General features: G+C 64.6%; 22 protein-coding genes and 1 tRNA gene. 10 read left to right on the top strand and 13 right to left on the bottom strand.

Going from position 1 to position 23,046, the window contains the following annotated elements; genetic code table 11:
- Nucleotides 1-96 precede the first annotated feature (96 nt).
- The 3 genes from BRC58_06100 to BRC58_06090 form a co-directional block, all read right to left on the bottom strand.
- The gene (locus tag BRC58_06100) at nucleotides 97-1,386 is read right to left on the bottom strand and encodes a phosphopyruvate hydratase (GenBank protein ID PSP17519.1); all 1,290 of its coding nucleotides are present in this window, start codon (nucleotides 1,384-1,386) and stop codon (nucleotides 97-99) included.
- Between the two features lie 8 nt (nucleotides 1,387-1,394).
- Complete coding sequence (locus tag BRC58_06095) at nucleotides 1,395-2,591, bottom strand: endonuclease/exonuclease/phosphatase (protein PSP17518.1); 1,197 nt, start codon at nucleotides 2,589-2,591, stop codon at nucleotides 1,395-1,397.
- A 64-nt stretch (nucleotides 2,592-2,655) separates the two neighbouring features.
- Nucleotides 2,656-3,681: an ABC transporter permease gene (locus BRC58_06090; protein ID PSP17517.1), complete on the bottom strand. Its 1,026-nt coding sequence runs from the start codon at nucleotides 3,679-3,681 to the stop codon at nucleotides 2,656-2,658.
- A gap of 166 nt (nucleotides 3,682-3,847) precedes the next feature.
- Here BRC58_06090 and BRC58_06085 point away from each other — a divergent pair, with 166 nt between their 5' ends.
- Complete coding sequence (locus BRC58_06085; protein PSP17516.1) at nucleotides 3,848-4,153, top strand: ferredoxin; 306 nt, start codon at nucleotides 3,848-3,850, stop codon at nucleotides 4,151-4,153.
- A 106-nt stretch (nucleotides 4,154-4,259) separates the two neighbouring features.
- Here the strand turns inward: BRC58_06085 and BRC58_06080 are convergent, their stop codons facing one another.
- Nucleotides 4,260-4,466 (bottom strand): hypothetical protein, encoded by a 207-nt coding sequence (locus tag BRC58_06080; GenBank protein PSP17515.1) that lies wholly within the window; start codon nucleotides 4,464-4,466, stop codon nucleotides 4,260-4,262.
- 102 nt (nucleotides 4,467-4,568) lie between these two features.
- Here BRC58_06080 and BRC58_06075 point away from each other — a divergent pair, with 102 nt between their 5' ends.
- Complete coding sequence (locus BRC58_06075) at nucleotides 4,569-6,698, top strand: glycine--tRNA ligase subunit beta (protein PSP17514.1); 2,130 nt, start codon at nucleotides 4,569-4,571, stop codon at nucleotides 6,696-6,698.
- Between the two features lie 5 nt (nucleotides 6,699-6,703).
- Nucleotides 6,704-7,525, top strand: coding sequence for a TlyA family rRNA (cytidine-2'-O)-methyltransferase (locus BRC58_06070; GenBank protein ID PSP17513.1), 822 nt, complete (start codon nucleotides 6,704-6,706; stop codon nucleotides 7,523-7,525).
- A 15-nt stretch (nucleotides 7,526-7,540) separates the two neighbouring features.
- Here the strand turns inward: BRC58_06070 and psaK are convergent, their stop codons facing one another.
- Entirely contained in the window at nucleotides 7,541-7,819 is a 279-nt protein-coding gene (gene psaK, locus BRC58_06065; GenBank protein ID PSP17512.1) for a photosystem I reaction center subunit PsaK, read from the bottom strand.
- Nucleotides 7,820-7,919: 100 nt separating this feature from the next.
- Between psaK and BRC58_06060 the strand changes: the two genes are divergently transcribed.
- Nucleotides 7,920-8,582: a phosphoribosylanthranilate isomerase gene (locus BRC58_06060; GenBank protein PSP17511.1), complete on the top strand. Its 663-nt coding sequence runs from the start codon at nucleotides 7,920-7,922 to the stop codon at nucleotides 8,580-8,582.
- Here BRC58_06060 and folE read toward each other — a convergent pair.
- The 5 genes from folE to BRC58_06035 form a co-directional block, all read right to left on the bottom strand.
- On the bottom strand, nucleotides 8,579-9,160 hold the full coding sequence (gene folE, locus BRC58_06055; GenBank protein ID PSP17510.1) for a GTP cyclohydrolase I FolE: 582 nt from the start codon (nucleotides 9,158-9,160) through the stop codon (nucleotides 8,579-8,581). The genes BRC58_06060 and folE overlap by 4 nt on opposite strands.
- Before the next feature lie 167 nt (nucleotides 9,161-9,327).
- Nucleotides 9,328-10,056: a short-chain dehydrogenase gene (locus tag BRC58_06050; GenBank protein ID PSP17509.1), complete on the bottom strand. Its 729-nt coding sequence runs from the start codon at nucleotides 10,054-10,056 to the stop codon at nucleotides 9,328-9,330.
- 112 nt (nucleotides 10,057-10,168) lie between these two features.
- Nucleotides 10,169-11,167: an acetyl-CoA carboxylase carboxyl transferase subunit alpha gene (locus BRC58_06045; GenBank protein ID PSP17508.1), complete on the bottom strand. Its 999-nt coding sequence runs from the start codon at nucleotides 11,165-11,167 to the stop codon at nucleotides 10,169-10,171.
- A 36-nt stretch (nucleotides 11,168-11,203) separates the two neighbouring features.
- The gene (locus tag BRC58_06040; GenBank protein ID PSP17507.1) at nucleotides 11,204-12,223 is read right to left on the bottom strand and encodes a long-chain acyl-[acyl-carrier-protein] reductase; all 1,020 of its coding nucleotides are present in this window, start codon (nucleotides 12,221-12,223) and stop codon (nucleotides 11,204-11,206) included.
- Between the two features lie 218 nt (nucleotides 12,224-12,441).
- Nucleotides 12,442-13,134, bottom strand: coding sequence for an aldehyde oxygenase (deformylating) (locus BRC58_06035; protein PSP17506.1), 693 nt, complete (start codon nucleotides 13,132-13,134; stop codon nucleotides 12,442-12,444).
- A gap of 156 nt (nucleotides 13,135-13,290) precedes the next feature.
- Between BRC58_06035 and BRC58_06030 the strand changes: the two genes are divergently transcribed.
- Nucleotides 13,291-14,112, top strand: coding sequence for a sugar ABC transporter permease (locus BRC58_06030; GenBank protein ID PSP17505.1), 822 nt, complete (start codon nucleotides 13,291-13,293; stop codon nucleotides 14,110-14,112).
- Here the strand turns inward: BRC58_06030 and BRC58_06025 are convergent.
- Nucleotides 14,102-15,160 carry a hypothetical protein gene (locus BRC58_06025; GenBank protein PSP17522.1) on the bottom strand — a complete coding sequence of 353 codons (1,059 nt, stop codon included), beginning with the start codon at nucleotides 15,158-15,160 and terminating at the stop codon, nucleotides 14,102-14,104. The two genes, BRC58_06030 and BRC58_06025, sit on opposite strands and share 11 nt — an antisense overlap.
- Nucleotides 15,161-15,269: 109 nt before the next feature.
- Between BRC58_06025 and BRC58_06020 the strand changes: the two genes are divergently transcribed.
- Together BRC58_06020 and BRC58_06015 are read left to right on the top strand one after the other, a co-directional pair.
- Nucleotides 15,270-15,343: transfer RNA gene (locus tag BRC58_06020), tRNA-Asp, on the top strand.
- Nucleotides 15,344-15,530: 187 nt separating this feature from the next.
- Nucleotides 15,531-18,146 carry an aminopeptidase gene (locus tag BRC58_06015; protein ID PSP17504.1) on the top strand — a complete coding sequence of 872 codons (2,616 nt, stop codon included), beginning with the start codon at nucleotides 15,531-15,533 and terminating at the stop codon, nucleotides 18,144-18,146.
- Between the two features lie 49 nt (nucleotides 18,147-18,195).
- On the opposite strand, the gene BRC58_06010 is transcribed toward BRC58_06015, so the two are convergent.
- Together BRC58_06010 and pgi are read right to left on the bottom strand one after the other, a co-directional pair.
- The gene (locus BRC58_06010) at nucleotides 18,196-18,630 is read right to left on the bottom strand and encodes a dTDP-4-dehydrorhamnose 3,5-epimerase (GenBank protein ID PSP17503.1); all 435 of its coding nucleotides are present in this window, start codon (nucleotides 18,628-18,630) and stop codon (nucleotides 18,196-18,198) included.
- A 90-nt stretch (nucleotides 18,631-18,720) separates the two neighbouring features.
- A complete protein-coding gene (gene pgi, locus BRC58_06005; protein ID PSP17502.1) occupies nucleotides 18,721-20,313 on the bottom strand; it encodes a glucose-6-phosphate isomerase in 1,593 nt (530 codons plus the stop codon).
- 141 nt (nucleotides 20,314-20,454) lie between these two features.
- Here pgi and BRC58_06000 point away from each other — a divergent pair, with 141 nt between their 5' ends.
- From BRC58_06000 to BRC58_05990, 3 genes are all read left to right on the top strand, one after another.
- Nucleotides 20,455-21,561, top strand: a complete 1,107-nt coding sequence (locus BRC58_06000) for a branched-chain amino acid ABC transporter permease (GenBank protein ID PSP17501.1) — start codon at nucleotides 20,455-20,457, stop codon at nucleotides 21,559-21,561.
- 37 nt (nucleotides 21,562-21,598) lie between these two features.
- Nucleotides 21,599-22,348, top strand: coding sequence for an ABC transporter ATP-binding protein (locus BRC58_05995; protein ID PSP17521.1), 750 nt, complete (start codon nucleotides 21,599-21,601; stop codon nucleotides 22,346-22,348).
- Nucleotides 22,349-22,419: 71 nt separating this feature from the next.
- Nucleotides 22,420-22,821: an aspartate 1-decarboxylase gene (locus tag BRC58_05990; GenBank protein ID PSP17520.1), complete on the top strand. Its 402-nt coding sequence runs from the start codon at nucleotides 22,420-22,422 to the stop codon at nucleotides 22,819-22,821.
- Nucleotides 22,822-23,046 lie beyond the last annotated feature (225 nt).

The raw sequence follows: 23,046 nt of genomic DNA, 5'->3' as shown, positions 1-23,046 counted from the left end.
AGCTCAGGACCAACACTGATAAAAGCCTAGCTACTCTTATTAAAATAGCACAGTTAGCCGCCCTAAAGGGCGGGGCTTGTATCCCGCTAGTTTTGGTCACTGACCGGGACCCAACCCCCAAGCGCCCGCGTAAACGGCCCCATCGCCCAGCTCCTGCTCGATGCGCAGCAGGCGATTGTATTTGGCAATGCGCTCGCTGCGGCACAGCGAGCCGGTTTTGAGCTGGCCGGCGCCGGTGGCAACGGCCAGATCGGCAATGGTAGTGTCCTCGGTTTCGCCCGAGCGATGGGAGATGATGCTGCGATAGCCGGCGCGGGTGGCCCGCTCGACGGTCTCGAGCGTCTCGCTGAGCGTCCCGATTTGGTTGGGCTTGATCAGGATGGCGTTGCCGGCCCCCAACTCGATGCCCTTGGCCAGACGCTCGGGATTGGTCACAAACAGATCGTCGCCCACCAGCTGCACGCTGGCGCCCAGCTTCTCCGTCAGGGCTTGCCAGTGGGACCAGTCCTCCTCGTGCAGGCCATCTTCGATCGAGGCAATGGGATACTGCGAGGCCAGCCGGGCCAAATCGCCGATGAACTCCTCGGCCGTGCGAGTCGTGCCGTTGCAGGTGTAGCTGCCATCGGTGTAAAACTCGCTGGCGGCAACATCCAGGGCCAGGGTCATGTCGCGCCCAGGGGTGTAGCCGGCCTTTTCGATGGCCGCGATCAGCAGCTCCAGGACGGCTTCGTTGGAGTCCAGATTGGGGGCAAAGCCGCCTTCATCGCCCACCCCGCCCAGCAAGTTGCGGGCCTTGAGCTCGCTGGCCAGCGCTGCGAACGTCTCGGTGCCCCAGCGCAACGCTTCGCTAAAGCAGGGGGCCCCCACGGGCACGATCATGAACTCCTGAAAGTCGATGGCGTTGGCCGCGTGGGCGCCACCGTTGATGACGTTCATCATGGGCACCGGCAAAACCTGGGCTAGCGGCCCACCCAGATAGCGATACAGCGGCAGCTCCAGCTCGGCAGCAGCCGCTCGGGCGATCGCCAGCGAGTTGGCCAGGATGGCGTTGGCCCCCAAGCTGGCCTTGAGCGGGGTGCCATCGCACTCGATGGCGGCCCGATCGAGCTGCTTTTGCCTAAAGGCATCTTGGCCCTGCAGCAGGGGGGCCAGCGTCTCGCGCACGTTGGCAACGGCCTGCCGGACGCCCCGACCACCGTAGCGCATGTCGCCATCACGCAGCTCGCGCGCCTCAAAGCTGCCGGTGGAAGCGCCGCTGGGTACTTGCGCCATGCCCACAGCGCCGCTGGCCAGCCGCACTTCAGCCTCCAGCGTGGGGCGGCCGCGCGAATCCAAGACCTCGCGGGCTTCGATCGCTTCGATCGCGGTTTCTCGAGTCTCGAGCATGGGGCACCTCAGCGTGCACTCGCCGATTGGGGGGCACCGACCAAGCGGAACAGTAACAGCCGCGTAGGCTGGTTGGGGTCGAAGTTGTTGTCGCTAACTACAACGAGGCTAGCGCTGCCGTCGGGGAGCGGCGGCCCCAGGGCCATGCCTTCCCAGTTGGCCAGGTCGCGATCGCGCCCATCCAGCAGCAGTTGCTTGGCCATCGGCTCGAGGTCGCCCAGCTCGGCCGGCAAGCGCGCGATCCCGGAAATGTCAGTCGCGCCGCCCACCGCCACTTGATGGATGCGGGCCCCAAAGCCCTCCGGCCCGTAGCTGCGCTCCAGGCTTAGGAAATGGCCCCGTTGCTCGAGCGCGAGCAGCTCGCTCAGGCCGTTCTCCCGCTCGCCGGCCTGGGGGGACTCGAGCGGATAGATGTGCTCGGCCAGTAGGGCCGGCGGCCCGATGGCATCAAAGCGGTAGTGCAGCAGGCGCACGCGCTGGGGGCTGCCTGGCTCGCTGGGGCGGCGGTCCTGGCGCAGGGGGCGCTCGGGGGCGGCAAACAGGCGGAACGGATCGGTGGCGGCTGTCCCGGTCGGGCCCAGCGTTAGCGACTCAAAGCCGCGGTTGGGGGCCACCCCGCGCGGTGCTTGGGCCTCGGCCTCCGCTGGGCGCGGCAGGTAGTACTCGGGCAGCTCCAGGCGGGTTTGCTGGCGGCCGCTGGCGAGCTCAAACTCAGCAATGGTAGGTGCAATGCCGTGCGCGGTGGCCCCTTCACTGGCAATAAAGACAGTTTCGCGCGGCGAGCGAGCCAAACCTTCCGGATCGAGCTGGCCCGGCGGGTAGCGATCACCGGCTTCTGGTTTGAGTGGCGTGACCCGCTCGAAGCTGACATCCGCAATGCCGGTCGCGCCGCTGGCATCGCGCTCGATGGCGACCCGGAAGGTGTAGAAGCGCGGCGGTCCCTGCCGACCGCCATCATCCGAGAGGGCGTAGAACCGCGCCGATTGGGGATCGTAGTCCAGCGCCGATAGGCCGCCGATGGGGGGGGCTTGAAACGAGCACTGCGGCAGCGAAACGGCATCGACCAACGCCAGCGAGCGCTCCAGAAACAGCCGCTCCCGGGCGCTCACCTGGGCTTGGGGGCTGCAAGCCGCCAGGCTTGCCAGCAGCACCAACCCCAACGCGAGTTGCGCCCACGCGCGCCAGTTCCGGATGCCGCCTTGCATGGCTCGCGCCCGTGCGCCACAACATTCCTAGCTTACCAAGGCACCCTCGCCCCAGCAGGGCCGCTCAATAGCGAATGCGGGGGTCGATGGCAGCGCTGGCAATGTCGATGGCCAGGCTGACCAGCACCACGACCCCACCAAAAAACACCATCACGCCCTGGACGGTGGTGTAGTCGCGCACCGAGATGGCCTCGTAGAGCCGGTTGCCCAAGCCCGGCCAGGAAAAGGTCACCTCGGTCAGGACAGTGCCGCTCAGCAGCGCCGCAAACGTTAGCCCCAGCACCGTCACCACCGGAACGAGCGCGTTTTTGAGCGCGTGCGCCAGCAGCACTCGCCGCTCGGGAATGCCGCGCGCGCGCGCTGCTTCCACGTAATCGGCCAGCAGGGTCTGCTTGAGGTTGGCGCGGATGATGCGCTCGAAGATGCCGCTCAGCAGCAGCCCCAGGGTCAGGCTGGGCAGCGCCAAGTAGTACAGGGCCGTCAGGGACTTGCCGGGTTGGGCGCTCAACACGCCATCGAGGGTATACAAGCCGGTCAGCGCGGGCGGTGGCGTCGCTTCCACCGGAAAGCGGGTGCCCAGCGGGAACCAACCCAAGTTGACGGCAAACACCAGCTGCAGCAGCATGCCCACCCAAAATAGCGGCAGTGCGTAGGTCACGGTCCCAAACAGCCGTCCGAAGGCCTCCAGCGGCGTTCCCGGCCGGGAAGCGGCCAGCGTGCCCACTGCAATGCCCGTCGCAACAGCCACCAGCATGCCAAAGGCCGCTAGCTCCACTGTGGCGGGGAAATGCTGCCCCACGATCTGCCAGACCGAGACCCCGGATTGGGTGAGCGACTCGCCCAAATCCAGCCGCAGCAGCTGCCCCAAGTAGCGGAGGTACTGCAGCCAGAGCGGATCGGCCAAGCCCAAGCGCTCGCGCAGCGCTGCCTTTTGCGCCTCCGGAGCGCGGCTGCCCAGCACCGCATCGGCCGGATCGCCGGGGGTGGCGCGCATGAGCGCAAAGATCAGGGTCGCGATCATCAGTAGCATCAGCGGTGCCAGCAACAGGCGCGCCAGGATGTAGAACTGGAGCGCTCGGGAGCGGGACATAAGTCAAGATGGTGGGCGGACGGTCGCTGCTCCCCCATGCTGGGATAGCGGCAGCGCGCTACTGCATGGCGTCATTTTGGCGACGGAGCAGCACGTTAAGGTTTAGTTGAAACGCGTTAAAGTTTGGTCGAGAGTACCTAGCAGCAGACGCGCTCAGCCTTGAGGAATGGCAGAAGTTTACAACGTTAGGCTCGTTAACGAAGACGAAGGCCTGGATGAAACCATCGAGGTCCCCGAGGACGAATACATCCTCGATGTGGCCGAAGAAGAATACGATCTGGACCTTCCCTATTCCTGCCGGGCCGGTGCTTGCTCCACCTGTGCCGGTAAGTTGGTCGAGGGCGAAGTCGACCAGTCCGAGCAGCAATTTTTGGATGACGAACAGGTCGAGCAGGGGTACGTGCTGACTTGCATTGCCTATCCCGCCTCCGACTGCACCATTCAGACTCACCAAGAAGAAAATATTTACTAACCCGTCGTGATCGCTTCCTCCCGCGAGGGCCGGTTAGGCCCATCCCCAATCAAAGAGCCCAGCCAAACGGCCGGGCTCGTTTGCTGGGATATGGCGGCGCTGCGCTCTAGGCGCCGTCCTCCATATCCAGGGTGTCGCTCTCAAGCGCCCGCTCGACCTGCGCCAGCGCCCGTTCGGTGTCGGCATCGAGATCGCTACCGATCCGGGCTGCCAGGTCCTCGGAGTAGCGCTCGAGCAGCGTCCGCGTTGCTTCTGCCTGGTACTGCAGGTCCGGACTGAGCGGCGCAGTCCTGGTTGGAGCGGCTTGGGCCATCTGGCACCACCTCCTCGCCAGCACCTGCAACCATCAGTCTATCGTGCCTGCAGCGGGCGCGCGTCGCTAGAATGCTCAGGATGCCGACCGCCGCCACCCGCCATGCCTAGCTACCTGTTGGAAGTCGGAACGGAGGAACTGCCGGCCGACTTTGTCGACAGCGCGCTCGCCCAGTGGCAAACTCGCATTCCCCAAGATTTGGCGGGACAGCACTTGGCTCCGGGCCCGCTCGAGACGTACGGAACGCCGCGGCGCTTGGCGGTGCTGGTACGCGATTTGCCCGCGCAGCAACCTGATCGCCAAGAAACCGTCAAAGGGCCGCCGGCCAGCACGGCGTTCGACGGCGAGCGGCCCACCCAGGCCGCCCAGGGCTTCGCGCGCCAGCATGGCATCGCCCCCGAGGAGCTGGAACTGCACGATACGGATAAAGGGCGGTTCGCCTTCGCCTGCAAGACCGTTCGCGGCCGGCCCACCAGCGCCGTGTTGCAAGCGCTAACCCCAGATTGGATCTTCAATCTGGAGGGTCGGCGTTTCATGCGCTGGGGCGATGGCGAGTTGCGGTTTTCGCGTCCCATTCGGTGGCTGGTCGCGCTTTGGGATGACGCCGTGTTGCCCCTGGAGTTAGCCAACGGCAGCGAAACCCTGGCCAGCGATCGCTACTCCTGGGGCCATCGGGTCCTGCACCCAGGCGGGATGGCGATTCCGCAGGCCGAGGCCTACGCCCCCACGCTGCGGCAGGCAGGCGTCGAGCCCGACATTGCCCAGCGCCGCCACACCATCGCAACCGCGCTCCAGCAGCGAGCCAGCGAGTGCGGGGGTGAGGTGAGCCTCAGCGATGAGCTGCTGGCCGAGGTGACCAATCTGGTGGAGTGGCCGACGGCCATTGCCGGCCAGTTCGACTCGGCTTTTTTGCAGCTCCCGCCCGAGGTGGTGACAACTGCCATGGAGAGCCACCAAAAGTGCGCCTCGGTCTGGGCGCAGGGGCAAAGGCTGCTGCCACATTTTGTCACTGCCGCCAATGGCGATCCCGCCAAAGCCGACGCGATTGCGGCGGGCAACGAGCGCGTCATCCGCGCCCGCCTGGCCGACGCCCAGTTTTTCTACCAAGCCGACCGGCAGCGATCGCTAGGCGACTACATGCCCGAGCTGGAGCGCGTTACTTTCCAGGAGCAGCTGGGCTCGATTGGCGCCAAAGTGGCGCGCGTTCGGGATCTGGCAGCCGCGATCGCGGCGCAACTCCAGCTCCCGGAGCAGCAGGCCCAGGACGCCCGGCGCGCTGCCGAGCTCTGCAAGGCCGATTTGGTCACCCAAATGGTGGATGAGTTCCCCGAACTCGAGGGCGTCATGGGCGAGAAGTACGCCCGTGCCAGCGGCGAGTCGGAGGCGGTGGCCGTCGCTATCGCTGAGCACTACCAGCCGCGCGATGCCCGCGATCGCTTGCCGGAATCCCGCGTCGGCCAAGTGGTGGGCATGGCCGATCGGCTCGATACCCTCGCCGGCATTTTCAGCCTGGGCATGCGGCCCAGCGGTTCCTCGGATCCGTTTGCCCTGCGCCGCGCTGCCAATTCGACCGTCAGCATTATCTGGGCGTACGAGCTGCCGCTGGACCTGCAGCAGCTACTGCAGGCTGCTGCTGATGGGGTGGCAGAGAAGGCCCAACAGGATCAGTGGCTGCCCGATTTGCAGGCGTTTTTCGAGCAACGCATGCGCGCGCTGCTGCAAGAGGCGGGTTTCGATCACGATGCCATCGCGGCCGCGCTCAGCGAGAGTGCCGGCGGCACCAAACGCACCCTGCAGCACCCGACGGATGCGCGCGCGCGCGTGCAGCTGTTGCAGCAGCTGCGCCAGAGCGGCGAGCTGGATGCCATTTACGAGCCCGTCAATCGCGCCGCGCGCTTGGCCGCCAAAGGCGATTTGGACCCGCAGGTGCTGGATCCCGGCCAAGCCATCCGCCCCGAGGCCTTCGCGCAAGCCTCCGAGCAGGCCCTGTATCAAGCCCTGCAAGCGCTTTCCCCCAAAGCCCAAGCAGCCCGTGATCGCGGCGATTACCGCGCCCTAATCGAGGCACTGGCCCAAACCGCGCCCACCGTGCGCGATTTTTTCGATGGGCCCGATAGCGTTCTGGTCATGGCCGAGGACGCCATCCTGCGACAGAACCGCCTCAACTTGTTGGGCCTGCTGCGCAATTGCGCCTACGTCCTGGCCGATTTCAGCCAACTGGCCAAAAGCTAGCTGCCGTGGCGCAAAAGCAACGGCTCGATGCGCTCCTGGTCGCGCGCGGGTTGTGTCCCTCGCGGCAAGCGGCGCAGCGCTCCATCCGCGCTGGCGAGGTCCGCGTGAATGAGGCCGTGGTGGATAAACCAGGCACCCCCATCCGCCCCTCGGCCAGCATTCGGCTGCTGGCCAAGCCCCCTTACGTCTCGCGCGGCGGCGAAAAACTCGCCCGGGCGCTGGCCGCCTTCGCCATCCCGGTCCCGGGCCGGATCTGCCTCGATGCCGGCATTTCGACGGGCGGGTTTACCGACTGCTTGCTCCAAGCCGGCGCCGCGCGTACCTACGGCATTGATGTGGGCTACGGGCAAGTGGCTTGGTCCCTGCGCCAGGACGAGCGCGTCGTGCTGTGCGAGCGCACCAACATTCGCCACCTATCGCCCCAACAGCTGTATGGGGAGGCCCCGCGCGCCGATTTGGGCGTGGCCGACGTGTCGTTCGTATCGCTAACCAAGATCCTGGCGCCGCTCTGGCAGCTGTTGGTTTCCCCGCGCGAGGCGATCGTGCTGGTCAAGCCGCAGTTTGAGGTGGGGAAAGGCTACTTCGCCCGGGCGGCGAGCAAGGGTGTGGTGCGCGATCCGGACGAGCACGTCCGCGCCATCGAGGGCGTGCTGCAGGCAGCGCAGGGGGTAGGCTGGCAAGCCAGCGGCCTTACGCCCTCGCCGCGACCGGGGCCCGCCGGCAACGTGGAGTACTTGCTGTGGCTGCGCGCCCGCGAACCGGCCGCGCTCGATGGGGCCACCATCCGCGCAATGGTCGCGGGCGCCCTGGCGCCCGAGGCGCGCTAGCGCGGCCCCCGAGGCTTACAGCGCGCCGGCGTTGCCCAGTCCCAGGATGACCCCGGTTCCCAGGATGTGGCCGAAGCTCGCTGTTGCCAGCAGCTCGGCCAGGCTGAATCCGCGGAACAGTGCCGGCTTGGGTACCGGCAAGTCCGGGCCCTGGCCGGGGTTTTGAATGGCAAAGCGGCCGATGGCAACGGCAAACAGGTTGCAGAGCACCATCACCAAGGCCACCGACATGCCCCACTCGGGAGTCGCGGGCGTGGTGGCTTGCGCTTGGGCCAGTAGCGTCATCGCAGTCATCCTTGCGGGATAGCTCCATTGCTGATGGCTAGAATGATACCGGTCGCTCGGCGGCCGCCAAGGCGCTCGTTTGCAGAACTAAACGTTCGCGCTTCCCCTAGTGAGCCAGACTGACCGAGCCGCTCCCCCGAGGCGCATCAAAATCTGCGGCATTGCGTGGGCCGATCAAGGCCGCGCCATCGCGGCGGCGGGCGCAACGGCCTTAGGGTTTATCTGCGTGCGGCAGTCCCGGCGCTATGTTCCGCCCTCTCAAATTGGGGCGATTGCAACCCAACTGCCGCCTGGTGTCGATCGCGTTGGGGTCTTTGCCGATGCCAGCATCGCCGCGATTGCCCAAACGGTGGCGCTCGGGCGCTTGAGCGGCGTCCAGCTCCACGGCAGCGAAACGCCAGCCTTCTGCCAGGCCCTGCGTCGGCAGCTGCCGGCAACCGAGCTTATCAAGACCCTCACGGTCAGCGCACCAGCCGATCTGGCGCAAGCGGCCGCCTACGTGCCGGTGGTCGATGCCCTACTGCTCGACGCCTACCACCCGCAGTTAGCGGGCGGCACTGGCCGAACGCTCGACTGGCAGGCTCTGTCTGCTTTTGAGCCGGGCTGCCCCTGGTTGTTGGCTGGCGGTCTGACCCCGCACAACGTCGGGCAGGCGCTGTCCGTCCTGCAGCCGGATGGCATCGATCTCTCTAGCGGCGTCGAGCGCGCCCCCGGCGATAAAGATCTGGGGCTGGTCTCGCAGCTGTTCGCCAGCCTGCGGGCAGGGCGCTAAACCAAGTTGGGCTGGTGGCGGATGAGGTTGAGAAATTCCTCGCGCGTTTTTTGGTCCGCCTGGAATGCCCCCAACATGGCGCTGGTCACGGTCCAAGAACCGGGTTTTTGAATGCCGCGCATGACCATGCACATGTGGGTGGCTTCAATGACCACAGCCACCCCCTGCGGGGCCAGGGTAGTCTCGATGGCTTCGGCAATTTGGCGGGTCAAGCGCTCCTGCACCTGCAAGCGCCGCGAGTACATCTCCACAATCCGGGCGAGCTTGCTCAGGCCCAGCACGCGCTGGTTGGGAATGTAGGCCACGTGGGCCTTGCCCATAAACGGCAGCATGTGGTGCTCGCAGAGGCTAAAAACGTCAATATCGCGCAGGAGCACCATCTCGTTGTGCTCTTCATCGAAGATGGCGTCGTTAACCAGCGACTCCAGCGACTGCTCGTAACCCTGCGTCAGCCAGTTGAGGGCTTGGGCGACCCGCTCGGGCGTTTTCTGCAACCCATCCCGCGTCGGATCTTCACCCATGCCTTGCAGCAACGTCCGGACGGCTTCCGACATCTCGGCTTGCGTGGGAGCCGGCATGGGTTCTGGCGAGCGACCGTCTTGCGGGGAACTCGGTTCCTGCCTCAGTTGCGGCGGTTGGCACGCCGAATGCTGCTGCCGCTCGGGATCGCCACCAGCACCGTTAGCAAAAGCCGCTGTCATAGTTGTTGCAAGCAGAGTCGTTGCGCCCTTGCGCTTCGCCGGCCCTAGAGTGCGCCCGCACTCGGCATTAATGTCATCTCTTCCACCACCGCGTGATCGGGCAGCAACGCCGCTTGCAAGATGGACTGGGCAACGGCTTGCGGCGTCAGCATGGCGTTGCGATCGAGATCGGCTTGAACGGTGTCGCTGTCCCAGAGGGGCGTATTGACGGGGCCAGGCGAGACGGTCATAACGCGGATGCCATGGGATTTTTCCTCACCGGCGAGGGTCTTGGACAAAGCAATTAAGCCAGCTTTGCTGACATTGTACGGCCCCCAGCCGGGGAACGCGTGCTGGGCGGCAATGGAGGAAACGTTGACGATGGTGCCTTGCCCGCGAGCGCGCATCTCGGGCAGAACCCCCTGAATGCATTGAAACGGGCTGGTGAGGTTGAGATCCATCACCTGCTGCCAGTCTGCCAGCGAGGTCTCGCTGAGGGCGTTGGTATAGCCCATGCCGGCGTTGTTGATGAGGCCATCGACTGGAGTAAAATCAGCGACGATGGCCGCCATGCGCTCGCGCACCGACTCAAGCGCCGCTAGATCGGCCGTGTAGGGCTTGGCTTCGACGCCATGCTGCCGCGCTTGGGCTGCCACTGGCTCCAAGCGCTCGGTTTGACGCCCCACCAAGGCAACGTCAATGCCAGCTTGGGCGAAGGCTAGCGCCGTTTCCCGGCCGATGCCGCTACTGGCCCCAGTGACGATCGCGCGCTGCACTCCGGAAGCAGAATTCATGGGCGGATTTCCCTCACTCGCTCGCAGATCGATCTCTCTCAACGGTCGCGCGCGGCGCGCTCGGGACGGTCTTTACAGAGCTTAACAAGCGTGCCGCTCGCGCCGCTAGCGGCTAGGCCTCCGAGGGCTCGAGCGGCGCCACCTCGTGGTACTGACCGATTTGGCGGAATTTTTGGTAGCGCAACTCCCGACGCTGCTGCGGCGATAGGGCGCAGAGTTCTTCGAGCTGGGCGACCAACGCGTCTTTCAACATTTCGGCGGCGCCGAGCGGATCGGCATGGGCGCCACGGATGGGTTCGGCCAACAGGCGATCCACAATGCCGAGCTCTTTGAGATCGGTTGCCGTGATGCGCAGCGCTGCCGCTGCTTGCTCGGACTGGGTGGAGTCCTTCCAGAGGATGGCAGCGCAAGCTTCGGGGGTAGCAACCGTGTAAACGGCGTGCTCCAACATCAGCAGCCGATCGCCCACGCTGATTCCCAGCGCGCCGCCGGACCCCCCTTCGCCGATCACCGTGCAGATAATGGGCACGTCAAAGCCAAACATGGCCTGCAGGTTGCACGCGATCGCCTCGCCCTGGCCTTGTTGTTCGGCCTCGACGCCCGCCCAGGCACCGGGCGTATCAATGAAAGTCAAAATGGGCATGCCGAAGCGATCAGCATGCTCCATCAATCGCCGGGCCTTGCGGTAGCCGCTGGGCGAAGCCATGCCGAAGTTGCGGGCGACATTGTCTTTGGTGTCGCTGCCTTTCTGGTGCCCCAGCATGACCACCGGCCGGCCGGCCAAACGGGCAATGCCGCCCACCAGGGCCGGATCGTCGCTGGCAAAGCGATCCCCATGCAGCTCGACCCACTCATCGCTGATGGCCTGGATGAAATCCAGCGTGCTGGGGCGCCGCGGATGGCGGGCGAGCTGCAACCGCTGCGCAGGGGTGAGCGTACTGAAGATCTCTTGGCGCAGCTGGGTGGCTTTGGCCTCAAGCTGGCGTATTTGCTCGGAAACATCAACTTGGTTGTCCGCGGCCAGCTCCCGAATCTGCTCGATCCGGGACTCTAGCTCGCACAGCGGTTTTTCAAAATCGAGCAGGAAGGGTTTGCGATCGTTTTTGGACATGGGCTCGCGCGCAAGCGTGCGGCAGCAGCAAGCAACTTAGCTCAAAACCGGTTGAAAGCCGTGCTTGGCAGACCAACGACCGATTTTATCCATACTATCCAGCGTAATGCGGTTCCGGCCCCAGGAGAAATTGGTATACCGCTTCTCGAACTCCAGCACCATGGACTCGGCAAAGCAAGCGAACAACTGGCGGCCGGGGACATCCACATCCGCTAGTTGCAGGATCTGCGAGTCGATGCCTAGGGTATGCTCGACAACGCCGCCTTTAAGCGCGCGCACTTCGGGATGCTGGAGCCGCGCCGCCAAATTTTTGGGATAGCCACCATCAACGATCAGGCAGGGCTTGGGCAACACCGCCGGATCCAGCTCGATGCCCTCTGGCATGCTGGTTACCCAAACCAGGGCATCGGCTTGGGGCAGGGCTGCCTCCAAGCTGGCGATTCGGCCGCCCCCCAGCTCGCCTTGCAGGGCTTCCAGGCGCTGGCGATCACGGGCAACCAGCAGCAGCTCGCCCGCCGGGGCCCGTGCGCTCAGCCAGCGGCAGACCGCGCTTCCAATATCGCCGGTTGCCCCGCAAACGGCAACCGTCGCCTGGGCCAAATCCAAGCCCAACTGCGCCAGGCCCCACTCCACCTGGCGGGCAATGACGTAGGCCGTATAGGTGTTGCCGGTGGTGAAGCGCTCGAACTCAAGCTGGACGTTGCGCACGCGCTGGTTCTGGTGCAGGTTGAAGTTCTCAAACATGATCGAGGAGAATCCGCCCAGCGCCGTGATGTTGAGGCCATGCTTTTGTGCGTGCGCCATGGCGTTGAGCACCTTGCGCACCGCTGCCTTGATGCGACGCTGGCTCAGCATCTCGGGCAGAAAGCAGGATTCGACGTAGCGGCCCTCAATGGTTTGCCCGGTCAGGCTGGTGACCGTAATGCGATCAGCAATCTGGGGCGGTGCCGAACACCAAAACTCTAGCCCCTGGTCGGCGTATTCGGGGTAGCCGAGCTTGTCGGCGACAGTTTGGGCATGTTCCAAGCTGGTGGAGTGACCGATGAGGCCGAACATGGGCGGTTGCAGCGCGATCCGCAAGTTAGATTGGCCGGCCCGGCCTGGCAGTTATGGCGCTCCCGCTGGTAATGCCGACCGCTGCCCGCAAGCCAGCGGTCTAGGAAGCGCCATACAGCCAAAAACCCGCAACCTCGACGCTCAGATGCTAGCGCATTGCAGCTGCGTCGGGCGGGCTCCTGCCTGCAAATGCACGCGTTGCCAAACGGGCCAGCCGCTTAGGCCCCTTTAAGGCCGTAGGCCGACAGTTTCATCACCTCGCGCGTGCTAAAGCCGATGTTGCCCAGTGCTTCGCCGTAGGCAATCATAAACTCCTCGACCAAGGCATCTTTTTCCATGCCCAGGGTCCGCGCGTCGTCCTCCACCTGATTAAGCATCTGCCAAACCAGGGGCAGGTTTTCGCGATTGGCTTGCTCTAGCTCGTCTTTGGCGCTCTCAAAGTTTTGCTGCAACCACTGCTCGCCAAAGTTGAGATGGGTGTACTCATCCTCGACGACGCCTTCGGTAATCTTGCGGGCGAAGGGGTCGGCAACGGGAATGTAGATGTTGTAAGCCGAGATGGCAAAGCTCTCGACGATCAGCGATTGAATCAGCAGGCAAGTCACAACTTTGCCCTCGCTCCAAGCTTGCTGGAAGTTGTCATGGAGCTGGGCAAAAAACTGGCGGGCAAACGCCATATCGGGGGTGACCTCAAGGTTGCGCCCGCAGGCTTCAAATCCCTTTTTGTGGCGCTTCTCCATTTTGGAGAGGCGTTGCAGCTCCTCCTGATGGTCCGGCAAAAGCTCGGCTAGCTGGATGTAGTTGTCCTGGGCTTCCCGTTCGCCTTCGATGACGATGGCGTTGATGCGGCTGTAGGCATCCTTGTAGGTTGCGCTGGTATAGTCCAGCTGGCTCACTGCAGCCTCTGCCATAGGCGCTACAATCTCCTCAATCGAGTACGCTTGAGCAAGCGGTCAGTGGCTAAGGCTGGCCGTTGAGTCGGCTAGACCGCATCTTGCCAACTGTGCCGGAAGCAGCCACTGCTTGCACTACCGGGAGCATAACGTACTCGATCCCAGCCGTGCGCAATGCCCACTAACTCGCCAATTAGCCGGCTGTTGGGGTGGGGGGTGCTGTCGCTAGGGGTAGCGATCGCGCTGCTGCCGCTGGCCGTGCCGCTGCTGACCTCGCTGGCACCGGCCGGGACCCCAGCCGCCCAGGCCGTTTGGCCCCAACAGTGGACGCTGGCCAACTACCGCCAGGCTTGGCAGCAAGGGGCGTTTGCTCTGGCATTTGCCAACTCAACCCTGGTGGCGCTGGCCGTTACGGGCCTGCAAATTGCCACCTCGGCGCTAGCCGGCTATGCCCTGGCCCGCTTGCGCTTTCGCGGCCGCCAGACTCTGCTGCTGGTGGTGCTGGCAACCTTGGTGGTGCCGTTCCAAATTTTGGTTGTTCCGGTGTTTTTGGTTCTCAAATGGGGCAACCTGCTCGATACCTATGCCGCTCTCATCCTGCCCACGGCTGCTAACGGCTTTAGCATTTTTTTGATGCGGCAGTACTTTATGACCGTCCCGGTGGCGCTGGAAGAGGCGGCGGCGCTCGATGGCGCCAACCGCCTGCAAATCGTGGGGCGCATCATGCTGCCGCTGGCGCGGCCCGCGCTAGTGGCGCTGTTCGTGTTTACCTTTATTGGCGAGTGGAACGACCTGTTCAAGCCGCTGGTGTTTACCACTCGCCCCGAGCTCACCACCGTCCAGTTGGCGCTGGCGCAGTTTCAGCAGCGCTTTACCAGCGATTGGCCGCTGCTCATGGCGGCTGCCGCGATCGCGACAGCTCCTGTGGTGGGCGTGTTTTTGCTCGCCCAGCGGCAGGTGGCGCGCGGCATTGGCACCACCGGTATCAAGTACTGAGCTCATCTGCCGCTCGAGTGCGCTCCTCGCTGGCAATCTGGAGGCGCACGAGCCGCTCGCCAGTCTCATCCAGCGGCACCTCAATTGCCTCGCCGCTCAAGCGCCCTAGGGCGGCCACTAGCGAGCGCAGGTGGGGATTGCTTGCCCCCGTCTCGAGCTCCAGCCGCTCGGCCAGGCCGCCCAGGCGCTTCCAGCTCGCGTGGAGCTTGACAGCCAGCTGCTCCAGTTGAGCGGCCTGCTTGACCAGATCGGCAGCCGCCCCAGCGCAATCCAGGCGCAGGGCTTCTTCCAGCGCGCCCTCCAGATCGGTGCCGGTGCGCTCTAGCGCTTGGACGCGCGCCGCCGCCTCGAGGTACTGCGCCAGATGGCGCGCCTCGGCTGTCAGGTATTTGACCGTCTCGGCATCCGGGTGGGCTTGGGCTTGTTGCTGCAGGGGTTGGCAGTGCGCTTCCGGGAGCTTTTCCAGCTGCTGGGCCAGCGGGGCCAGCTCGCGGGCCGGGAGGGTACCCTCGCTGGCTTTTTGCTTTAGCTCGTCTGGGGGCCGCTCGGACTGCATGGCCGTCCAGTCGTCGGTGAACTGTTTGACCTCGCGGCGGGTGACGCGATCGCCGCTTTGGGCGCTGGCACCGGCCAACTGCTGCACTTCGGGTGGGGCCTTGGCCGTCTCGAGGAAGGCGCGCTTGCTGAAGTTGTCGAACGCCTCGGGCTGCAGCTCGCCCTGCTCGAGCAGCGTGTCGGCGCTATCGGCCAGCTGGATGAGGTGGTAGGCCTGGCTTTTGGCGAGCTCGCGGTCCCTGAGCCAGTTGACAAAGCCCGTTCCGCGGCCATCGCCCCCTTGCTTTTCGCGATCGCGGACCGCGCGCAGGATGCACCCGCGCCAAATGTCGGTTTGCAGGTCGAAGCGCTCGCAAACCTGCCACGCGCGCTCGAGCTGCTGCTCGAACTCGCTATCGGCAATGTCGGTGCGCCCCGGATCGGGCAGCTCGAAGTTGAGATCCGCCGGCGCCTCGAGCGCAGCGGCAATGTCGTCAGATGCGGTCAAGGTCATTTGCCCTCGCAGCACGGTGCCCGAGTTTGGCACACCGCGCGCCGCATTGGACTGCTGCCATTTGACAGCCACAACGCAGCATCGCTAGCATGCAGGTTGCCTTTTGCCTGGGACTGTAGTTCAATCGGTCAGAGCACCGCCCTGTCACGGCGGAAGTTGCGGGTTCGAATCCCGTCAGTCCCGTTGCCCGCTATTGATGGTTCCAACCCGCCCAGGGGCACTGGCTGCGCGTGCCTCGATTGAGGGATGTCTGCTGCAGCTTGGCCGACTGGCGCCGAGGTACTGAGCTTGCCAACGCTGGCGATCGCGCCCCAGCGGCGGCCTGCCGGCGCGTTAGGTTGGAGGGCGTCCCAACCGCAGCGCCGCGCCCATGTCGCAATCGCTCTCCGACGCCGATAGCACCAGCCGCCGCCCGTTCGAGCGTCCCGGTGCTCAACCCCACTACACCCCCGATCGCCCCGGCCGGGTCGAGCACATCCGCCTCGATCTCGCCCTGGACCTACAGCGGCAGTCGTTAGAGGGCACTTGCACGATTGCCCTACAGCCGCTGCGCCGCGGGCTGGATCGCCTGACGCTGGATGCGGTGGATTTGCAGATTGATGCTGTCTGGGTGGGCGAGCTGAGCCAGCCCTTCGAGCACGACGGCCGGCAGCTGTTCGTGCGCCTGAGCCAGCCCACGGGGACCGAGCCCATCACCATCAGCGTGCGCTACCGCGCGGAGCAGCCCCAGCGCGGGATTTACTTTGTAGCGCCCGATGCGGACTACCCCGACAAGCCCATCCAGGTCTGGACCCAAGGCGAAGATGAAGATTCGCGCTTCTGGTTCCCCTGCTTCGACTATCCCGGGCAGCTGGCCACCTCCGAGATCCGGGTGCGCGTGCCCCAGCCCTATCAAGCTATCTCCAACGGCGAGCTCATCGGCACCGAGCCTGCCGAGGGCGCCACGATCTATCACTGGCGCCAGGACCAGCCCCACCCCAGCTACCTGATGGCGCTGGCGGTGGGCGATTTTAACTGCATTGCTGATCGCAGCGACGGCATCCCGCTGCAGTACTACATCGAGCGCGGCCGCGAAGCCGATGCCCGGCGCACCCTAGGCAAGACGCCGCGCATGATGGCCTTTTTCAGCGAGCTGTTTGGCTACCCCTATCCCTATCCCAAATACGCCCAGGTCTGCGTCAGCGACTACATCTTCGGCGGGATGGAGAACACCTCCACGACGCTGCTCACCGATCGCTGCCTGCTGGACGAGCGCGCCGCGATCGACAACCGCCGCGCCGAGACCCTGGTGGCGCACGAGCTGGCCCACCAGTGGTTTGGGGATTTGGCCGTCATCGGCCACTGGTCCCATGCCTGGCTCAAAGAGGGCATGGCTTCTTACGCCGAGGTATTGTGGCTCGAGCGCGATTACGGCCGCGACGAAGCCGCCTACTACCTGCTCAACGAAGCCCGCAACTACCTAGAAGAGGACCGCAACCGCTACCGCCGCCCCGTGGTGACCAACGTCTACCGCGAGGTCATGGACCTGTTCGACTGCCACCTGTACGAGAAAGGGGCCTGCATCTACCACGCCATCCGCACCGAACTGGGCGATGAGGCCTTTCGCGAGGCCCTGCAGGCCTTCGTGCGCGAGCACGCCCACCGCAACATCGAGACCGTGGACCTGCGGCGCGCGATCGAGCGCACCACCGGGCGCAACCTGTCGTTTTTATTCGATCGCTATGTCTTTGGCAGCGGCCACCCCGATTTCAAGGTCAGCTACGCCTGGGATGCAGACGCGCAGCTGGCCAAGCTGACGGTGACCCAAACCCAAGCCCAAAGCAGCGACCGGCGCGAGGGCAGCGGCGAGCGCCAGTCCTGCTTCGATCTGCGCGTGCCGATTGCGTTTGGCTATGCGCCCCAAAATGGCGCGGGCGAGGCCCAGTGCCAGCGCGTGACGCTGCGCGTGAGCGAGCCCGAGCAGAGCTTTTACTGTCCGCTGGCAGCCAAGCCCGATTTTGTCAGCTTTGACGCCGATCAGGGCTGGCTCAAAACCGTCCAGCTCGACTATCCGCGGCCCGAGCTGCAGGCGCAGCTGCATTGGGACCCCCATCCGGTGGGGCGCATCCGCGCCGCCGAGGCCCTGGCCCAGCAGGGCAGCCCCGAAGCGGCGGACGCCCTGGCCCAGGCCCTGGAGCAAGAGCTGTTTTGGGGCACGCGCACCGAGGTGGCCCAGCAATTGGGCCAGATCGCGCTCGAGCAGGCCGAGCGCGCGCTCCAAGCCGGCCTGGGCGATAGCGACCCGCGCGTGCGGCGCGCGGCGCTGGAGGCGCTGGGCCGATTCAAAACGGCCACCAGCTACGAGGCCGTCCGGCAAGCAGCCGAGCGCGGCGATGCCAGCTACTATACCGAAGCCGCTGCCCTGCGGACCCTAGGCGGGATGGTCTCGGGGCCGCTGCGCGGGCGGGTCGATGAAGCCCGGCAGCTGCTGGAGCAGGCACTGCAGGAGCGCTCGGGTTGGAACGAGGTGGTGCGCGCTGGGGCCGTCGGCGGGCTGAGCCAGATGAACGCTTCGCCCCAAGCCGCCGAGACCCTGCTGCCCTACGCCCAGCGTGGCGTGCCGCAGCCGCTGCGCCTGGCAGCCATCCGCGGGTTGGGGGCAGTCTCCACCGACCAGGCCCAAGCCCAGCTCGACGCCATTCTGGCGCAGCTGGAGGCCTGCGGGCGCGAGCCCAGCTTTTTCGTCCAGGTCTCGGCGGTCTCGGCCCTGAAGCAGATGCGGGTGGCACCGGCCATCGAGCAGTTGCGATCACTGGCCCAGCGCGCCACGGATGCGCGCGTGCGCCGCCTGGCCGAGGAAGGCATGGAAACCGTGCAGCAGAATCTGGGCTCGGAGCGTGCCGTCAATCAGCTGCGCCAGGAATTCGAGGGGCTGCAGCGCGAAAACGCCGACCTTAAAAGCCGCCTGGCCAAACTAGAAGCGCAGCTTAACGAACGCACTTCGTAGGCGCACGCCGGCCTCGAACCGGCAGCGCCTAGAATCCAAGGTGTGCTGACTAGCAGGCAACTTGCGTTGCCTGTAACTGCGCTCGCGCTGCGTCTACATCGTAGGGAACGGGCGGCTCGATGGGAACGTAGTCCCGGGCATGCGGCGGGCGGTGGCGCAGCACGGCATTGACCAGCAAGCAGCTGGTGTCGTTGGGGTTGATCGCGCCGTGGGGAACGCCCGGCGGGATTTTAACCGCCTGGGGTTGCTGCGCGTTCATGGGAATGTAGCGGTAAGTTCGATTCTCTAAGACAGCCAGAACGAAACTCCCCCGAACCGGCAGCAGCTGGTCGGTTTGCGAGCGGTGGACGAACAAGCTGTTGCAGATGCAACCCGGAATCCGCACCAGCATGGTCTCGTCGCTGCTCTGGGGGGTATAGAACTGGGCCATCTGGCCCTGGATGGCCTCAAGCGGATAAATTTCGACGCCTTTAGCTGCAACCATGCTTGGCTTCCTCAACCCGTTGCCTCTACGGTAAGGCGCCAAGTATTTAAAAATGTTGCAACCGTAACGCCAATCCACGCTTTTATGATATCAGCGCCCTTGCCACGAGGCTTTAAGAGTTTCGGGACGGCCGAGATCCCCGTGCAGCGTGACACCGCGCTGGTTGGCATGCAGGTGGCGCAAGATTTTGTAGGTCGCCTCAATGTCCTCGGGCGCGCCCGCGCGTTCGGCAACTTGCACTAGCGATAGGGGCTCGGCGGCGGCTTTGAGGGCATCCACAATGGCGCTCTGGAGCGACAGCAGCGATGCGGCTGCTTTTTTGCCGGCTTCAACGCCGGGTTGGTGGTAGGCATTGATGTTGATGAGCGAGGCGTAGAGCCCCACCGCGCGATCGTAGAGCGCAATCAGCGCGCCCACTGTCTGCGGCGTTACGGCCGGGATGGTAACCGTGATGGACTCGCGGTTTTTTTCAAACAGGGCGTAGCGGGTGGCCTGCAACAGCACTGACAGGTAATCGCCCGAGGTCACGCCCGGTTCCACCTCGACCGAGTCCCCGCTCCGGTCCTGCAACACTTCAATAAAGGTGGCAAAGAAGTTGGGGACGCCCTCGCGCAACTGCTGGACGTAGGCGTGCTGGTCGGTTGTCCCTTTGTTGCCGTAGACGGCAATGCCTTGATGGACGGTGTTGCCATTGAGGTCCTTTTCTTTGCCCAGCGACTCCATCACCAGCTGCTGCAGGTAGCGGCTCAGCAGGGCCAAGCTGTCTTTGTAGGGCAGCACCACCATGTCCTTGTTGCCCCGGCCGTTGGTGGCCCAGTACCAGGCCAGGGCGAGCAAAGCGGCCGGGTTCTGTTTGAGCGCGTGCTGGCGCGTCGCGGCGTCCATGGTTTTGGCGCCCTGGAGCATGCCGCGGATGTCGATTCCCTGCAGGGCAGCCGGCACCAGGCCCACGGCGGACATCTCCGAGGTGCGGCCGCCCACCCAGTCGTACATGGGGAAGCGCGCCAGCCAACCTTGCGCCTGGGCCTGGCGAGCGAGCTTGCTGTCCTCGCCGGTGATGGCAACGGCGCGCGCCGCAAAGTCCAGATTTTGGGCTTCATAAGCCGCCTGGACCTCCACCATGCCGTTGTACGTCTCGGGCGTGCCGCCGGATTTGGAGATAACCAGCACCAGCGTCCGATCCAGGTGATCGCGCAGCTGCGCCAGGGTGCGATCGATGCCGGCCGGATCGGTATTGTCGATAAAGTGCAGGTTGAGTGGCGCATCGATACTCCCCAGTGCCCGATCAACAAACTGCGGGCCCAGGGCCGAACCGCCGATGCCAATGGAGAGGACGTCGCTAAAGCGCTCGCCGCTGGGGGGCTGGAGCGTACCGTTTTGAATCCGCTCGGCAAAGGTCTCGATGCGCTCGAGGTCTTGCACGAGCTGCTGTTGCAGCTCTGGGGTGGGGGCACGCTCGGGATCGCGCAGCCAGTAGTGGCCCACCATGCGGTTCTCGTCAGGATTGGCGATCCCGCCGCCCTCCAGCGCATCCATGGCCTGGAAGGCGCGCTCGAGCTCGGGCTGCATGCGCTCGACAAAGGCCTCATCGAACTGCACCCGGCTGACATCGAGATAGACCCCTAACTCCGGGTGGTAGTAGAGCCAATCGCAGTAGCGTTGCCAAAGGGCGGCCCGATCCATGCCCGTTCCTCGCATCTGCCAGCTACAGTGCTTTAGTTTAAGACAGCGGGCTGAAAGGCTGATTGGCGTCGCGCTGGCAACCGCAGCGGACCGCAAGACTGCGGTAAAATTCGCGCCCGTAGCGGCACCCGCGGGCAGTCCATGGTTGACTACGGCTACCTGGTCTATCTCACCATCTCGGCGGCCACGTTTGCGCTGTTTGCGCTGGGGCTCAACGTGCAGTGGGGCCTAACAGGGCTGATCAACTTTGGGCACGTTGCCTTTATGACCGTTGGGGCCTATGGGGCCATCTTGCTGAGCATGCAAGGGGTGCCGTTGCTAGCTGCAGTCGCTATTGGGGCGGGGTTGGCGGCCCTGTTGGGGCTGCTGGTGGGCACGACCGCCTTGCGGTTGCGCGAGGACTACCTTGCCATTGTGACCATCGGCATCTCGGAGCTGCTGCGCCAAATTGCCCTCAACGAGGAGTGGCTGACCCAGGGGGCACTGGGCCTGCAGCAGTTTCCGCTCCCGCTGGCGGACTACCAGCCCGGTCCGTGGGGCAAAGGCGCGGCGATCGCGGTGCTGACGCTGCTGGCGCTGATTGCGGTCGTCGCCCTGTGGCGCGGCATCCGCCAGCAGCAGCGCCAGCGGCAAGCCCGGCAGCAGCGCAGCTGGGACTTACTGCTTTGGGGGGCGGCTGCAACCCTATTGGGCGGCACGCTCTATACCAGCGGCGCGATCGCGCTGGCCGACTACGACTATAAGGCGGGCCTGATGCTGCTGGTGCTGGTGGTGCTGGCGCTGGTCTATGCCGGGGTGGGGCGCTTGGCCCAATCCCCGTGGGGGCGCGTGCTCAAATCCATTCGCGAGGACGAGCAAGTCCCGCGCGCGCTGGGCAAAGACATTTTTGGGTACAAGCTGCAGGCTTTCATGCTGGGCAGTGCCATTGCCGGCGTGGCGGGTGCCTTATACGCCTGGCAGCTGACGGCGGTGTATCCGCAAAATTTCGATCCGCTCATTAGTTTTTATGCTTGGACCATCGTCATCCTGGGCGGCTCGGGCCGCAACGCGGGCGTCCTGCTGGGAGCGGTGCTGTTTTGGGGCTACAACTCGCTAACGCGATTCGTCCTCCCCGATCTGTTGCCGCTCGATGACGCGCGCGTGAGCGCGCTGCGCATTATGGCCATCGGCGCTATTTTGATGGGCCTGATGGTGTGGCGCCCACAGGGGTTGCTTGGGAACAAGGAGGAACTGACGCTTGGTCGATGAAGTTCGCCCTCGCTCGGACCCTGCACTCGAGGCAGCGCTGCTAGCGGCGCGCGATCTGGACAAAAGCTTTGATGGGCTCAAAGCCGTGGATGGGGCTAATATTGAGGTTGCCTCGGGCAGCATCACCGGGTTGATCGGCCCCAACGGCGCTGGCAAGACCACGCTGTTCAACCTCATCTCGGGCTTTGCATCCCCTGATCGCGGCCGAGTGAGCTTCGTTGGCACCGACATCCAGCACTTGCGCCCGCATCAAATCGCCCAGCACGGGTTGGTGCGCACCTTTCAAACGGCGCGCGTGCTCGCCCGCCTCTCGGTGCTAGACAACATGCTACTGGGGGCGCAGAAACAGGCTGGGGAAAACCCGTTTCGGGTCTGGTTCCACCGCCGGCAGGTTGCCCGCGAGCAACGCCAGAACCGCGAATGGGCCATGACCGTTCTGGAAGCGGTGGGATTGGGAGACATGGCGCACGAGTACGCCGGCTCGCTCTCGGGCGGTCAGCGCAAGCTGCTGGAGATGGCGCGGACGCTGATGGTCCATCCCAAGCTGGTGCTGCTGGATGAACCGGTTGCCGGGGTCAATCCCAAACTCGTCGAGCGCATTTGCGAGCAGATTGCGGCCTGGAACCGCGACGGCATCGCGTTTTTGATCGTCGAGCACAACATGGATGCGCTCATGTCGCTGTGCGATTGCATCTGGGTGCTGGCGCAGGGGCGCAACCTGGCGCAGGGTACCCCCACCGAGATTCAAACCGATCCCCAAGTGCTGGATGCCTACCTCGGTCGCTAGCGGCGCTGGGGACAGGTGACGGTTCGCGGTATGCTAAAGCAATGGGCCCAACGGGCAGGATGGCACTGGCCATGCAACGCACCCTGCTGCTTGCCAAAATTCACGACTGCACCCTAACCGCTGCCAATCTGGATTACCGGGGCAGCATCAGCATCGATCGAGCGTTGCTGCAAGCCACGGGCATCCAGCCCAACGAGCAAGTGCAGGTATTGAACTGCAACAACGGCGCGCGCTTGCTAACCTACGCCATTCCGGCCGCCGCCGAATCGGGTGCGGTCGAACTCAACGGGGCCGCTGCCCGCTGGGGCACGGTGGGTGATCGCTTGCTGGTGATGGCCTACGCGCAGTTTAGCCCCGAAGAGCTCGAGCGCCATGCCCCCACCGTGGCGTTTGTGGACGAGCGCAACCGGCTCGCCCAACTCGAGCGCGGCGAGTCCTGGAATGCGTCAGCAGCAGCTTCGTTTTCCCCTTAACGCGCCCAGCTTGGCCGCTAAGTAATTAGCTAAACTTATCGGTTAAAGAAGCGATTGCAATTGCTGTTGCCTTTACAGCGCTTAACAGCAGTTATTAAGGTTAGAACTAGCGTTAGATTGTAGCGCTCAAGGACTCATCGAGATATGACGACGACCCTAGAACGCCAGCAAAGCGGTGGCGCCTGGGAGCAGTTTTGCCAGTGGGTAACCAGCACCAACAACCGC

It is taken from the genome of Cyanobacteria bacterium QS_8_64_29 (assembly GCA_003022125.1).
Lineage (GTDB): Bacteria > Cyanobacteriota > Cyanobacteriia > Cyanobacteriales > Rubidibacteraceae > QS-8-64-29.
The sequence above is the reverse complement of the archived record's forward strand: the minus strand, read 5'-3'. Positions and strand labels throughout refer to the sequence as shown.